This window comes from Micromonospora sp. CA-244673, from assembly GCF_050948395.1.
In the GTDB taxonomy this organism is placed as follows: Bacteria; Actinomycetota; Actinomycetes; order Mycobacteriales; family Micromonosporaceae; genus Micromonospora.
Window position 1 is genome coordinate 7,035,495 of record NZ_CP192019.1, and the last position, 14,012, is coordinate 7,049,506.

At 74.2% G+C, this 14,012-nt stretch carries 14 protein-coding genes; 4 read left to right on the plus strand and 10 right to left on the minus strand.

Going from position 1 to position 14,012, the window contains the following annotated elements:
* Nucleotides 1-12 precede the first annotated feature (12 nt).
* Both ACQP12_RS32440 and ACQP12_RS32445 read right to left on the minus strand, forming a co-directional pair.
* Entirely contained in the window at nt 13-990 is a 978-nt protein-coding gene (locus tag ACQP12_RS32440) for a phosphotransferase (protein ID WP_433283855.1), read from the minus strand.
* Between the two features lie 42 nt (nt 991-1,032).
* Nucleotides 1,033-2,205 (minus strand): thiolase family protein, encoded by a 1,173-nt coding sequence (locus ACQP12_RS32445; RefSeq protein WP_357944460.1) that lies wholly within the window; start codon nt 2,203-2,205, stop codon nt 1,033-1,035.
* 100 nt (nt 2,206-2,305) lie between these two features.
* Between ACQP12_RS32445 and ACQP12_RS32450 the strand changes: the two genes are divergently transcribed.
* Nucleotides 2,306-2,740 (plus strand): PH domain-containing protein, encoded by a 435-nt coding sequence (locus ACQP12_RS32450; protein ID WP_357944458.1) that lies wholly within the window; start codon nt 2,306-2,308, stop codon nt 2,738-2,740.
* A gap of 31 nt (nt 2,741-2,771) precedes the next feature.
* On the opposite strand, the gene ACQP12_RS32455 is transcribed toward ACQP12_RS32450, so the two are convergent.
* On the minus strand, nt 2,772-3,719 hold the full coding sequence (locus ACQP12_RS32455; RefSeq protein ID WP_433283858.1) for a rhomboid family intramembrane serine protease: 948 nt from the start codon (nt 3,717-3,719) through the stop codon (nt 2,772-2,774).
* 25 nt (nt 3,720-3,744) lie between these two features.
* Complete coding sequence (locus ACQP12_RS32460) at nt 3,745-4,275, minus strand: peptidylprolyl isomerase (protein WP_151465136.1); 531 nt, start codon at nt 4,273-4,275, stop codon at nt 3,745-3,747.
* 84 nt (nt 4,276-4,359) lie between these two features.
* Here ACQP12_RS32460 and ACQP12_RS32465 point away from each other — a divergent pair, with 84 nt between their 5' ends.
* Nucleotides 4,360-5,163 (plus strand): hypothetical protein, encoded by an 804-nt coding sequence (locus ACQP12_RS32465; protein WP_433283860.1) that lies wholly within the window; start codon nt 4,360-4,362, stop codon nt 5,161-5,163.
* A 67-nt stretch (nt 5,164-5,230) separates the two neighbouring features.
* On the opposite strand, the gene corA is transcribed toward ACQP12_RS32465, so the two are convergent.
* Together corA and ACQP12_RS32475 are read right to left on the minus strand one after the other, a co-directional pair.
* Nucleotides 5,231-6,379 (minus strand): magnesium/cobalt transporter CorA, encoded by a 1,149-nt coding sequence (corA, locus tag ACQP12_RS32470; RefSeq protein ID WP_433283862.1) that lies wholly within the window; start codon nt 6,377-6,379, stop codon nt 5,231-5,233.
* Between the two features lie 370 nt (nt 6,380-6,749).
* Complete coding sequence (locus ACQP12_RS32475; protein WP_433283864.1) at nt 6,750-7,844, minus strand: PLP-dependent aminotransferase family protein; 1,095 nt, start codon at nt 7,842-7,844, stop codon at nt 6,750-6,752.
* Nucleotides 7,845-8,043: 199 nt separating this feature from the next.
* Between ACQP12_RS32475 and ACQP12_RS32480 the strand changes: the two genes are divergently transcribed.
* Both ACQP12_RS32480 and ACQP12_RS32485 read left to right on the plus strand, forming a co-directional pair.
* Nucleotides 8,044-8,922, plus strand: a complete 879-nt coding sequence (locus ACQP12_RS32480) for a 3'(2'),5'-bisphosphate nucleotidase CysQ (protein WP_357944445.1) — start codon at nt 8,044-8,046, stop codon at nt 8,920-8,922.
* A 103-nt stretch (nt 8,923-9,025) separates the two neighbouring features.
* Entirely contained in the window at nt 9,026-10,681 is a 1,656-nt protein-coding gene (locus ACQP12_RS32485) for a hypothetical protein (protein WP_433283866.1), read from the plus strand.
* A 58-nt stretch (nt 10,682-10,739) separates the two neighbouring features.
* Here ACQP12_RS32485 and ACQP12_RS32490 read toward each other — a convergent pair whose 3' ends face one another.
* From ACQP12_RS32490 to ACQP12_RS32505, 4 genes are read right to left on the minus strand one after another with little or no spacing between them, the layout of a single operon-like run.
* Nucleotides 10,740-11,654, minus strand: a complete 915-nt coding sequence (locus ACQP12_RS32490) for a glycosyltransferase family 2 protein (protein WP_355636656.1) — start codon at nt 11,652-11,654, stop codon at nt 10,740-10,742.
* Nucleotides 11,651-12,733, minus strand: a complete 1,083-nt coding sequence (locus ACQP12_RS32495; RefSeq protein ID WP_433283869.1) for a sulfotransferase family protein — start codon at nt 12,731-12,733, stop codon at nt 11,651-11,653. The genes ACQP12_RS32490 and ACQP12_RS32495 overlap by 4 nt, the downstream gene beginning before the upstream one ends.
* Entirely contained in the window at nt 12,730-13,311 is a 582-nt protein-coding gene (locus ACQP12_RS32500) for a glycosyltransferase (RefSeq protein WP_433283871.1), read from the minus strand. The genes ACQP12_RS32495 and ACQP12_RS32500 overlap by 4 nt, the downstream gene beginning before the upstream one ends.
* A 55-nt stretch (nt 13,312-13,366) precedes the next feature.
* Nucleotides 13,367-13,843 (minus strand): UDP-N-acetylglucosamine--LPS N-acetylglucosamine transferase, encoded by a 477-nt coding sequence (locus ACQP12_RS32505; protein WP_091265599.1) that lies wholly within the window; start codon nt 13,841-13,843, stop codon nt 13,367-13,369.
* Nucleotides 13,844-14,012 lie beyond the last annotated feature (169 nt).

Consider the following 14,012-nt stretch of genomic DNA (forward strand, 5'->3'; position numbering starts at 1 on the left):
CTGCGGCTCCCGTCAGGCCGGCGGGGCGGCGAACACCTCGCCGAGCCAGCCGGGAACCGCGGCCGCGTACTCGGCCCGGGCCGGGTCGGGCGTGGCCAGCGCCCGCCGCCAGGACAGCGACCGGCTCACCGTGGCGACCGTCATGGCCAGGCCGGCGGCCTCCCGCAGGGCGGCCCGGTCGTGCCGGTCGGTCCACGCCTCCAGGTAGGCGTCCCGCAACCGGCCCAGCACCGGGTCGCCCGGCGGCAGGCCGGCGCCGTGCGCCACCGAGTTGAGCGTCACCAGCAGGGTGGCGAACGGGTGGGCCACCGAGGCGTCCCCCCAGTCGAAGAAGCGGTAGCCGGCGTCGGTGACGAAGACGTTCCCGTCGTGCAGGTCGTCGTGCTGGACGCTGGCCGGGACGCCGAACTCCGCCAGCCGCCGGCAGGTCGCCGCGAACTCCGGTCGGTACGCGCGCAGCCGCGCGTGCAGCTCCGGGGTCAGCCCGTTCGGCTCGCCGAGCAGCAGGGCGTCGGAGTCGTCGAGCAGCCCGTCGAGGAGCTCCGGCATCAGCTCCGGCCGGTGATCGTGCACCCCGGCGGCGAGCAGCCGGTCGACCCGTGGCGCGACCGCGATCTGCACCGCCGCGTACGCGGGCAGCACCCGCTCCCAGCGCGTCAGGTCTCCGGCGAGCACGTCGCGCAGGCTCGGGCCACCGTCGGGCAGCAGCGACCAGCCGCGCGCGGCGTCCACGGCGAGCGGGTCGAGCACCGCCCCCGGGGCGAGCCGGGCCAGCTCGGCCAGGAGCGCCGCCTCGAAGCGGGTGCCCGCGTTGTTGGCCTTGAACCAGACCGGGCCGGCGTCGGTGGGCACCCGCCAGACCAGCGACCACGGGCGCACCCGGGGCTCCACCGGGCCGGCCACCCGGCGGCCGTGCCGGCCCAGCGCGTCAGCGATCCAGGCCAGCGCGGCGTCCCGCCACAGCGGATCGGACCAGTCGGGTGTCGTCACGGTCGGGACGCTAGGCGCTGCCCCGGACAGCGGCCAGCGATTTCAGAGCAGCTCGACGATGGTGGCGTTGGCCATGCCGCCGCCCTCGCACATGGTCTGCAGGCCGTAACGGATCCCGTTGTCCCGCATGTGCTGGAGCATCGTGGTCATGATCCGGGCGCCGGACCCGCCGAGCGGGTGGCCGAGCGCGATCGCCCCGCCGCGCGGGTTCAGCCGCTCCGGGTCCGCCTCGGTCTCCGCCAGCCAGGCCAGCGGCACCGGGGCGAACGCCTCGTTCACCTCGTACACCCCGATCTCCTCGATGCCCAGCCCGGCGCGGCGCAGCGCCTTCGCGGTGGCCGGGATGGGGGCGGTGAGCATGGTGACCGGGTCGTCGGCGGCGACCACGGCGGTGTGCACCCTGGCCAACGGTCGCAGGCCGTGCCTGCTGGCCCACTCGCTCGTGGTGACCGCGAGCGCCGCGGCCCCGTCGGAGATCTGCGACGCGGACCCGGCGGTGACGACGCCGTCGGCCCTGAACGGGGTGGGCAGCTCACCGAGCTTGGCGAGCGACGTGTCCCGCCGGATGCCCTCGTCGGCGGTGAACTTGCCGCCGTCGGCCAGCGCCACCGGGGCCAGCTCCGGGTCGAACGCCCCGGCGTCCTGCGCGGCGGCCGCCTTCTCGTGGCTGGCGAGGGCGAACTCGTCGAGCTGGGTGCGCGAGAAGCGCCACCGCTGGGCGATCAGCTCGGCCCCGACGCCCTGGTTGAACGGGAGGGGGCTGTCCTCAGCGACGCCCTCGACGCCGCGGTAGCGCTCCAGGATCGCGGCGCTGAACGGCATCCCGCCCGCCACGCTGGAGCCCATCGGCACCCGGGTCATCGACTCGACGCCACCGGCGACCACCAGGTCGGCCTGGCCGGACAGGACGGTGGCGGCGGCGAAGTGCAGCGCCTGCTGGCTGGACCCGCACTGCCGGTCGAGCGTGGTGCCGGGGACCGACTCGGGCCAGCCGGCGGCCAGGACGGCGTTGCGCGCCACGTTCCACGACTGCTCGCCGACCTGCGACACGCAGCCCCAGACCACGTCGTCGACCTGCTCGGGGTCGATGCCGGTCCGCTCGGCGAGGGCCCGCAGCACGTGCGCCGAGAGGTCGACCGGGTGGACGCCGGCGAGGCTGCCCTTGCGCCGCCCGACCGGGGTCCGTACCGCACCGACGATGACCGCGTCACTCATGTCTACTCCCCGGTAACCTGGCTTGCCCCGATCCTACGTGCTGACCCGGCCGGTCGTCCTCCCCCCGGTTCCGGGCCCGCCCGGCTGGCATGCTGGGGCGGTGACTCCACAGTCGTCCCCGGCCCGCCAGTGGCGGGTGTCGCCGGTGCTGCCGGCGGTCAAGGCGCTCGGCGCGCTCGTCCTGGTCGCTCTCGGCCTGCTCTTCGCCGCCGAGGACCGGGTCCAGCTGGTGCTCGCCGCGCTGGCCGCCGCCGCGCTGCTCGGCTGGGCGCTGCGCGACCTGGTCGCGCCGGTCCGGCTGGCCGCCGACGGGGAGGGGATCACCGTGATCCACGGCTACGCCGGCCGGCGGCGGCTGCCCTGGGCGGCCGTGGAGGCGGTCCGGGTGGAACGGCGGACCCGGCGCGGGCTCACCGCCGAGACGCTGGAGATCGACGCGGGCGAGTCGCTGCACCTGTTCGGCCGCTACGACCTGGACGCGCCGCCCGAGGAGGTCGCCGCCGCCCTGGAGGCCGCCCGCGCCGCCGCGCGCTGAGCCGGCCGCCGGCTGAGCCCGCCGCGCCCGGTCAGCCGGTCAGCGCGGCCGTGCGGACGAGGACCATTCCGAGCAGCGCCACCAGCAGGATCGCCCCGCCGGCCACCTGGAAGGCGGTGCGCCGCATCCGCGGGGCGTACGCCAGGACCAGGGCCATCAGCGCGCCGATCACCAGCCCGCCGAGGTGCCCGGCCACCGAGATGCCCGGCACGGTGAACGTGAAGATCAGGTTGATCACCAGGATCGGCACGATGGCCGAGGTGTCCCGGCCCAGCCGGCGCATGATCACGAAGATCGCGGCGAAGAGGCCGAAGATGGCCGTCGACGCCCCGACCGCGGGCTGGTTGGGGGCGCTGAACAGGTAGACCGCGACGTTGCCGCCCAGCCCGGCGATCAGGTAGAGCGCCAGGAACCGCAGCGGGCCGAGCACCGCCTCCAGGGTCCGGCCGAGCACCCAGAGCGCCCACATGTTGAGCAGCAGGTGCACCACGCCGTAGTGCAGGAACATCGCGGTGACCAGCCGGTACCACTCACCGGCGGCGACGCCGTGCGGCTCGCCGAAGGCGGCATACGGGGCGTAGCCCAGCACCGCGCCCCAGTTGGTCAGCGGCGTCGAGCCGCCCATGAGGCCGCCGAAGCCGGACCCGCCGGCGGCGGCGTCCCCACCCCGGTCGGAGGCGATGGAAAGCACCATCACCAACACGTTCAGCGCGATCAGGGTCTTGGTGACATAGCCCTGGCGGCCGGCGGCACCGCCCCCGAAGGCGGTACGCGCCGGCCGCACACTGCGGCGTCCCTCGCTGACGCACTCCGGGCACTGGTGGCCGACGGAGGCGTCGCGCATGCACTCCGGGCAGATCGGCCGGTCACAGCGGGTGCACCGGACGTACGTCTCCCGATCGGGGTGCCGGTAGCAGACCGGAGTGGTCGGCGCCGGCCCGCCGGTGGCGTCGCCTGCCTGCCCGGAGCGCTCAGTCATGCGAGCAAAGGTACCCGCGTCGCGCTCAGGCCGGCTTGCGCTCGATCTCGACGCGCTCGATGACCACGTCCTGGAGCGGCCGGTCGCTCGGGCCGGTCGGGGTGTTCGCGATCGAGTCGACGACCTTCGCCGACTGCTCGTCCGCGACCTGACCGAAGATGGTGTGCCGGTTGTTCAGGTGCGGCGTCGGGCCCACCGTGATGAAGAACTGGGAGCCGTTGGTGCCCGGCCCCGCGTTCGCCATCGCCAGCAGGTACGGCCGGTCGAAGCGCAGCTCCGGGTGGAACTCGTCGCCGAACTTGTAGCCCGGGCCACCGCGACCGGTGCCGGTCGGGTCACCCATCTGGACCATGAAGCCGCTGATCACGCGGTGCGAGATGGTGCCGTCGTAGTACGGCCCGCTGCCCGGCTGGCCGGTGCGCGGGTCGATGTACTCCCGGGTGCCCTCGGCCAGCTCCACGAAGTTGCGGACGGTCTTCGGCGCGTGGTTCGGGAAGAGCTCCAACCGGATCGGGCCAGCGTTGGTGTGCAAGGTGGCGTAGACAGCCTCGGCCACGGGTACTCCTCACTCGTTGGTCAGTTCCATGCGGATCCTCCCATGTGCCCGATCTGGTCATGCGGAGGCATCCGAAGGTGGAGGATGACGGAGGAACAACTCCCAGGAGGTGGGACCGTGTTTGGAATCGGGCGGCGCAAGACCCAGGGGCAGCTCGCGAAGGTCGAGCTGAACCAGGGCATCGGTCACCTGAGGCAGGCCGCCGCGCACGCGGCGAAGGGTGCCGGCGCCACGGTCGGCCCGCGCGTCCAGGCAGCCCGGGGCGCCGTCGCGCCCACCGCGATCGTCGTCCGGGACCGGGCGTCGAGCGGCGTCGCGTCGACGGTCGCCGCACTCGCGCCGCTGCTCATGGCGATGCGCAATGCCCAGGCCGAGGCCGCCGGCAAGGCCCTGACCGGCCGGAAGGCCGCCGCCGCCAAGCAGGCCGCGACGAGCAAGAAGGTGAAGGCGAAGAACATGAAGGCCGCGAAGAAGAAGCGGAAGAGGTCCCGCGGCATGACGACCGGCCTGCTGGTCGCCGGGACCGTCGCCGGCCTGGCCGGCGCGATGGCCATGCGCCGCCGCCGCGAGCAGCAGGAATGGGCCGAGTACGACCCGACCGGCAAGCTGGAGCCGATGCGGGAGGACGTGGACACGATCGTGGTGGAGACCCCCGACGCGACCGCGAAGGTCACCCAGGCCGGCCCGACCGGCGCCGGCAGCTCGGCGGTGGCCGGCAGCGGCAGCGCCTCGACCGCCACGTCGAGCAGCCAGCCGGTGATCCAGCCGACCGACAAGGTCCCCTCGGTCGCCGAGGGCGCCAAGGACGTCTCCGGCCGCCCGGCGGACGACGTCACCAAGGCCACGCAGAACGGCCGGAGCACCGCCAAGTCCAGCGGTCGCCGCTGACCCGACGGTCACGGACAGCGCCGGCGTGCGGGGATAACCCCGCGTGGCCGGCGCTTCCGTCTGCCGGTCAGAGCCAGCCGTTGCGGCGGAACAGCCGGTAGAGCGTGAACGACGAGATCAGCATCAGTGCCCACACGCCCGGGTAGCCGTAGGTCCAGCCCAGCTCCGGCATGTTCTTGAAGTTCATGCCGTAGATGCCCGCGATGGCGGTCCACACCGCACCGATGGCGGCCCAGGCCGCGATCTTGCGCATGTCGTTGTTCTGGTCGACGGTGACCTGGGCCAGCCGCGCCTGGAGGATCGAGTTGAGCAGGTCGTCGTAGGAGTTCACCTGCTCGACGGTGCGGCTCAGGTGGTCCTGCACGTCCCGGAAGTAGCGCCGCACCTCCTGCGGCACCTCCCGGTTGACCTGCGACGTGAGGGTGAGCAGCGGCCGCTGCAACGGCACCACGGCCCGCTTGAACTCCACCAGCTCCCGCTTCATCTGGTAGATCCGCTGGATCCGGCCGCTGCCCTGCCGGTCGAAGACGTCCGCCTCCAGCACGTCGAGGTCGTCCTCCAGCCGGTCGGCCACCTCCAGGTAGAGGTCCACCACCCGGTCGGTGACCGCGTACGCGACGGCCCAGGGGCCGTGCAGCAGCAGGTCCCGCTTCGCCTCCAGGTCGGCCCGGACCGGCGACAGCCGGCAGGCGTCCCCGTGCCGGACGCTGATCAGGAAGTTCGGCCCGATGAAGAGCATCACCTGGCCGGTCTCCACCACCTCGGAGTTCTCGGTCAGCTCGGTGTGCTCGCAGTAGCGGGCGGTGCGCAGCACCAGGAAGGCCACGTCGCCGAAGCGCTCCAGCTTCGGGCGTTGCTCGGCCTTGACCGCGTCCTCGACGGCCAGCTCGTGCAGGCCGAAGGTGGCCGCGATCGCGGTCATCTCGTCCAGCTCCGGTTCGTGCAGGCCGAGCCAGACGAACCCGTTCCGCTCCTGGCGGGCGGCGGTCAGGGCGTCGGCGTAGGTCCACTCGCCGGGCCGGCGCTCGCCGTCGACGTAGAGACCGCAGTCGACGATCCCGCTCCGGCCCCGGTCGGCCGGCATCGTCGTACGCGGGGAGCCGTCGGCGTTGAGGATGCGGGACATGGCGCGTACCGGCGCCGCCCAGGCCCGTGGTCTGGGCGCCCGGTCGCTGTTCTGCGCGGCGCCGCGGTCGCGTGCCACCCGGTCCGTCATCTCGCCCCCTCTCCACGAAGCTGCGGCTTGCAGGTTACGCCGGTCGGGACGAGGCGCAGCGCGGGCGAGCACGGGGCGGGCGGCCGGACTGCGATCCGCGTCACGCCAGGTCGAGAGAGCGGTGACGGCGCCGGGCGGGCCGGCCGCGTCAGGGGGGTGAGGGGCGACACGGCCCACCCGGCACCCATTGGGGGCGGGAGTTGTGCTGTGCGCGCCGACGGCCCGGACGGGGCAGCCCGTGGCTCCCCGGTCGGCGGACCGGTCACCGAGGAAAGGTGAGCGGCGCTCGCAGCATTGTGGGTCGCCGACCGGCCCAGCGGGAGAGCCGGACCGGTCGGTATCGCCTTTCTGTCGGAAACCCGACAGACAGCTAGCCTCGGACGGCCGCCATCGCCTCGGCGAGCCGCCGGACGCCCTCGTCGATCCGGTCGGCCGTCACCGCGGAGAAGGCCAGCCGCAGCGCGTGCCGACCACCGTCGATCATGAAGTCGCTGCCCTTGACCACCGCGACGCCGCGCTCCGCCGCCGCCGGGGCGAGCCGGTCGACCTCCACGTCCTCGGGGAGCTCGATCCAGAGGAAGTAACCGCCGTCCGGCTCCACGAACCGGGCCTCGGGGATGTGCCGGCGCAGCGACTCGGCCAGCACCACGGCGCGCTCGCCGAGCGCCGTGCGCACCGTCTGGATCGACCGGTCGATCTCGCCGGAGACGCAGAACTGGTGCACGATCGCCTCGGAGACCATGCCCGGCGAGATGTAGAGGTTCGTGGCCCGCTTGGCGATCTTCGCGATCACGTCGGCCGGACCCACCAGGTAGCCGACCCGGACGCCCGGGCAGACCGTCTTGGTGAAGCTGGAGGCGTGCACCACCACGCCCCGCGTGTCCATCGACAGCATCGAGGGCAGCGGCTCACCCCGGAACCGGATGTCCGCGTACGGGTCGTCCTCGAAGATCGTGAAGTCGTACTCGGCCGCCAGGTCGAGCAGCTCGCGACGCTTCTCCAGGGAGAGGGTCACCCCGGCCGGGTTCTGGTAGTTCGGGATGACGTGGGCCAGCCGCGGCCGGACCCCCGACTCCAGCAGCTTGCGCAGCTCGGCGGTGTCCAGGCCGTCCGGCTGGATCGTCACGCCGTGGATCTCGCTGCCCATCTGCTGGAGGTTGAGCAGCGTCCGGTCGTACGTCGGGCGCTCGACCACCACCGCGTCGCCCCGGCGGACCAGGTGGTCGAAGAGGAACGCGTCGGCCTGGAGCGAGCCGTTGGTGATCAGTACCTGGTCGGCCTCGACGCCGTGCTTCGCCGCGATCCACTTCCGCAGGGGCGGGTAACCGACGGAGGTGCCGTACGCCGTGATCCCGGCGGGGTCGGCGTCGAAGGCGCGGACGGCGGCGGCCTTGAGCCCCTCGACATCGATGATGTCCAGCGAGGGAGCCCCACGGGCGAAGGAGATCAGCTGCTCGGCGGTCATGCGCACGAGCCTAGGGCCTGGCCCGCCGGGTCCGACCGCCATACACGCGAAGTTCAACATGCGGGCGGCCGCTCCGTCCACCAGGGCCGACGCGGATTCGAAACGATTTCACGGCTGTCTACCATCCGACCGGAAGCTGGCGCCGGGACCACCGGCCGCCGAAGGATTGCGGGTCGCGGCAGGCCCGGGGAGACAGGTGGTGAGGCTCGTGACCGAGGACGACGCCGGACGGCTCGACGACCAGCAGTTCGCGCAGTGGCTGGCCGGCCGGGCGGGCGAGGCGCTCACCGCGCTGCGGGACCGGCAGGGCTTCGCCGACCCGAAGGCGCTCAAGGACGCCGGCGACCGCGCGTCGCACGAGCTCATGACCGCCGCGCTGGCCCGCTGGCGGCCCGCCGACGCGGTGCTCTCCGAGGAGGAGGCCGACTCGCGCCGGGCCTGGGCGGACGGCGAGCGGGCGCCCCGGCACGACGCCGACCGGGTCTGGATCATCGACCCGCTGGACGGCACCCGGGAGTTCTCCGAGGCCGGGCGGGACGACTGGGCGGTGCACGTGGCGCTCTGGCAGCGGTCGGCCGCGCCCGACGGCGCCCTGGTCGCCGGCGCCGTGGGCATGCCGGCCCGGACCACGGTGGACGGTGACCAGCTGATCCTCGGCACCGCCTGCCCGACCCCGAAGGCGGTCGACGGGCCGATCCGGATCGCGGTGAGCCGCAGCCGCCCACCGGCGTTCGTCGGCGAGCTGGTCGAGCTGCTCGGCGCGCAGGCCGTGCCGATGGGCTCCGCCGGGGTCAAGGTGTGCGCCGTGGTGACCGGCGAGGTCGACGCGTACGTCCACGCGGGCGGCCAGTACGAGTGGGACAGCGCCGCCCCGGTGGCGGTGGCCCTGGGCGCCGGGATGCACGCGTCCCGGGTCGACGGGTCGCCGCTGCGCTACAACCGGGCCGACCCGCGCCTGCCGGATCTGCTGGTCTGCCGCCCCGAGTTGGCCGACCGGCTGCTCGACGCGATCGCCCGCACCGGGGTCGAGATGCCCGCTTCAACCGTCACCGACACCCCGGGTGGGGCGTTCGGCTGAGTGTTGCGGTACGCACGGCTCAGGTGACCGGAGGATATCGTCGGTCGGAATGCACGTCCGACCTGAGCCCCGAGAGACGGGCCACCGCCAGCCAGGGAGGGTCATGCCGGCCGAGCGAGACCAGCACAACGCCTTCGGACAGCCGACCGGCCTCTGGCCGGGGCAGGACGTCCCGCGCCAGCAGGGCGCGCCGGGCCTGCCCTGGCCAGAGGCCGCGCCGCCGGTGCCACCGGCCGAGGCCCGATCCGGCCTGCCCTGGCCGGAGACCGGGCCGGACGCCGGCCACGCCGACCCCCGGTGGGCCGGCGCCGACCGGGGACCCGCCTGGCCGGCGCGGCAGGCCGCCCCGGCTGGACATCCCGACGCCGACCCGGCACCTCAGGCGGCGGACGCCGACTGGCCGCCACACGGCGGGGAGCACGACTGGCCCCCGCGGGGCGGGGATCACGACTGGCCGCCACCGGGCGGGGAGCACGACTGGCCGCCACAGGGCGGGGACACCGACCGGGCCGGGCACGGCGGCTGGGGACCGCCGCCCGCCGGGACCGGCCCGGAGGCCCGTTGGGCCGAGGGCGCGCCGGCCGCCACGGCCACCCTGCCCGGGCCGCCCCCGGAGGGCGCCTGGACCGGGCCGGGCGCCGGTGGCGCCGACCAGCCGCCACCGCCGCCGGTCGCGCCGACCCCGACGCCGCCCGGGGGTTCCCGCCGGCGCTGGCGGGTCGCCCTCGCCGCGGCCCTCGTGCTCGCCGTCGCGGGCGGCGGCGTCGCCGTGGCGACCCTCCGCCCCGACGAGACCCGGCAGGCCGGCGAGGCGCCGCGGACCGGCGGGCCGGCGCAGTCGGCCGGCCCGAGCGGCGCGGCAACGCCCGGCGCCGCCACCCCGAGCGCCGAACAGGGCCTCGGCGGCAAGCCAGCCGTGTCGCCGTCGACCTCCGCCGGCACCACACCGGGCTTCGCCGGCACCCGGCTGACCCTCCCGGGCGCGTCGATCGGCGTGCAGAACGGGGAGAGCTTCGGCCAGGCGCTCAGCCGCTCCGACCGCACCTTCGGCAAGCTGCGGATGGCCCGCGTGTTCTTCCCCGGGCTGCCGCCGGCCTGGAACGGCAGCCGGGCCGACGTCGTGGACCGGACCGTGGTCGTCTCCTTCAAGGCCTCGCCGCAGGACATCAACTCCGGCAAGTACGACTCGCGGCTCGCCTCCTGGTTCGCCTCGATCCCGCGCGAGCACAACGTGTACTGGTCCTACTTCCACGAGCCTGAGGACGACGTCGAGCGCGGCGCGTTCACCACGGCGGCGTACCGGACGGCGTGGAAGCGGGTCGCCGGGCTGGCGAACCGGGCCGGCAACCCCAAGCTGATCAACACGCTGATCCTGATGTGCTGGACGCTCGACCCGAAGTCCGGGCGCAGCTTCGACGCCTTCTATCCCGGCGGCGACGTGATCGAGACCCTCGGTTGGGACTGCTACAACTGGGGCGCCAAGTGGAAGCGGTACGCCTCGCCGCAGGAGATCTACGGCGAGATGATCAGCAAGTCCAAGGCGCTGGGCAAGCCCTGGGGCGTCGCCGAGACCGGCAGTGACCTGGTGCCGGGCGACTCGGGCAGCGGGCGGGCGACCTGGATCCGCTCGATGACCGGCTTCCTCAACGGCCAGCGGCCGGAGTTCGTGGCCTACTACAACCAGGTGGTCAGCCAGGGCGACTTCCGGCTGCTCGACCAGCCGAGCATCCAGGCGTGGAAGTCCTTCTGCGTGGCCTGACCCCGCGCAGGGAAACGGGCGGGCGACCGGCTGGTCGCCCGCCCGTTCCGCGTACGGCTCAGATGCCCCGGCCGCGCTTGTGCAGGGTGCGCAGCACCCGGTCGGCCTGCACGGCCCGGCTCGCCACCGCCAGCGCCAGGTAGGCGCGCGGCTCCCGCGGGTTGCGGGCGAGGGTGCGCCGGGCCCAGCGCACCGCGTCCCGCCGGTTGCCCATGGCCGCCTGGGCGAAGGCGATCTGGCCGGCCACCCGCGCCTCGCCGTGCGGCACCGTGGCGAACTCCGGGTAGCGGCGCAGCAGCCACTGCAACGCGGTCGAGATGGTCTCCCAGCGCTGCGCGAAGTACGAGCGCTTGTGCCAGCGCACCAGCACGTAAGGGCTCTCGACGTTGACCAGCGGCGCGTACCGGGCGGCCCGGAGCAGGAACTCGTAGTCCTCGGCGTAGCTGCCCGGGATCTGCTCGTCGACCAGCCCGATCGCGTCGAGCAGGGCGGCCCGGCGGATCAGGAACGTGGACGGGTGCAGCTCGGTGAGCCGGTCGCGGAGCAGCGCCTCCAGCGACACCCGGGACCGGTCCAGCGACCGGTCCACCGTGCGGTCGTCGTAGCTGACCCGGATGCCGCAGCTGACCAGCGCGCCGTCCGGGTGCACGTCGAGCGCGCCGAGCTGGGCGGCGAGCTTGCCCGGCAGCCACTCGTCGTCGTCGTCGCAGAACGCGACGAGGTCGCCGGTGGCCGCCTCGATGCCGGTGTTGCGCGCCCCGGCCAGCCCCGGGCTGCGGGTGTTGGTGATGACCCGGACCCGCCGGTCGCCCCGGTCCAGCTCCAGCGAGCGGTCCGGCTCGGACTGGTCGTAGACCACGACGGCCTCGATCAGGCCGGGATGCGCCTGGCTGAGGATCGCGTCGAGTGCCGCGCGCAGCAGCTCCGGACGGTCCCGCGTCGGTACGACGACCGAGATGCTCGGCCCACTCATGCTTTCTCCACGGACTCGTCGGAACCCCGCTGGCCCAGGTAGCCGTAGCGGACTCGGAAGGGCAGCGTGGCCAGGCTGACCACGGCCCGGCTGCGGCGCGGCAGGCGATCCCGCCACGCCTCGTCCCGCCGCACGGTCAACGGCCCGCCGCTGAACCGCAGCGGGTTGCCGGCGACGCTGTGCGCCCGGAACGGGGCGGCGGGGGGCGACGGTTCCAGGTCGGGGTGCGGCGTCGGACGCGCCGAGCTGGACTCGTCGGACGACCGCTCCAGGTCGGGGCGCGGCGTCAGACGCGCCGAGCTGGAGTGGTCGGAGGTGAGGATGCGCAGCGCCTCGGGGTCGTCCGGCAGGCCGGCGAACTCGCGCAGCCGGCGGACCGTGCCGGCCGGGTCGGCGGTGAAGTCCTCGTAGCGCAGCCGGAGCACCTGTGCCCGGGCGGCGAGCAGGTGGAACGCGGCGTTCTGCGCGGTCCACAGCTTGCTCACCTCGAACGGCGAGAAGGTCGGCATGAAGTCCTCGCCGTCGACCACCTCCGGCCGGCGCACCTGCTTGCCCCAGGAGTACGCCACCGCCCGGCTGTCCCGGACCAGGTGCAGCACCCGCAGGTCGAGCCCCTCCGCCCAGCGCAGCGCGAAGGCGAGCGAGGCGTGCTTGCTGGAGTCGACCACCACCCGGGCGCCGGTCGCCGCGAGGGCGGCCCGGTAGATGCGGGTGTAGAGGTCGGCGTAGCGGCGGACATCGGCGAGCTGCTCGGCGGAGAGCGAGTTCTTGGCCAGCCGGGGGATGTGCCGGGTCCGGTCGACCCGGTCCTTGAGGGCCAGCACGTCGTCCCGGTCGACGGCGGACCAGCCGCCGAAGGCGTGCTCGCCCACCTGCTGCCAGAACGGGCAGGCGGTGAAGCGTTCGCCGCAGCCGCACCGCTCGTCGGCGCCGAGCGCGCGCTCCCAGAGGTGCACGACCTCACCGACCGCGCAGACGTCGGCGCTCTGCGCGAGCAGCAGCTCCAGCAGCGTCGAGCCGCTGCGGCCGAGGCCGCCGACGAAGAGGACGCGGGGCTCGGCCGGCTCCGGGGCGCTCACCGGCGCCGCCCGCCGGCGCGCTGGTGCACCCGGCGGGCCACCAGGCCGTCGATCACCGCGCCCACCCGGGCCACCGCCTCGGCGCGCGGATCGGGCCGGTCCGGGTCCGCGGCCAGGACGAACCGGGCCGGGTCGGCGAGGCCCTCGTCGAGGGCGGCGACCAGCGCGGCCTCGGACTCGCACAGGTGGACCATGCCGGCCGCGCCCAGCCGCCGGGAGAACAGCTGCTGGTGGTTGTCGACGTGCTCGTCGTGGGCCGGGTCGCGGGGCACCACGATCGGCAGGTGGCCGGTGCGCCGGGCCTCGGTGATGGTGGCCGGGCCGCCGTGGCTCACCACGAGCGTCGCCTCGGCCATCGCCAGCTGGAGTTCCTCGTGGCCGAGGAACGCGGTGGCCTCGGGCAGCGCCGGTGGGCGGCTGTGGCCGTACTGGAGGACGAGCCGGACGCCGGGCCGGCCGGCGTGCCACCGCTCCAGCCAGCCCACCAGCCGGTCGAACCGGTGCACGTCGGTGCCGACGACGACCAGCACGTACGGCGCCGTCCGCCCGTCACGCTGCCGGGGCAACTGGGCGCTCACAGCACCACCTTCGTTCGCGACTGCGGGGCTCGCAGAACCGGCTCACTCCTCGCGCTCACAGGAGGTTCCCCACGACGGTCGCCTCCGGGTACATGCGGCGCTGCTCCTCCCACTGCACGAGCATCGCGGAGAGGAACGGACGGCAGAGCCGGGCGGTCAGCGTCGCGCTGTCGATCCGGTCGTAGACCTCGATGTAGACCGTCGGGATCCGGCGCAGCCGGGCCGCGACCACGAACGGCAGGGCGACCCCGGCGCCGGTGGTGACCACGGCGTCGACCCGGCGCCGGCGGATCACCTTCAGCGCCAGGAAGGCGTTGCGGACCAGGTTCCGGACGTTCCGGGTGGTGGGGTGGTGGGCCCAGACCACGTCCTCGCCGTCGAGCAGCGAGCGCGCGTCCGGGGTGTCGAAGGTGACCCACGCCCGACGCCGCTCCCGGTACCACGGCTCCAGCGCCAGGAGCTGGGCCAGATGCCCGCCACTGGAGCCGACCAGCAGGACCTGCCCCGAGTCGTCGATTGACCCGCTCACCAGAATGTTCCTCCCCGTACGCCGCGACCACGTCCGGATTTTCGTGAATGACCCTCGGACGCGTCATGACAACCTACTGGCGCAGGGGTGGACAACTGAAGGGGCCGTTGGACGGATCCCCACCGGCCGGTCGGGTCACCCGGGGATTCCCGTGAACGGGATCCGGCGGAGG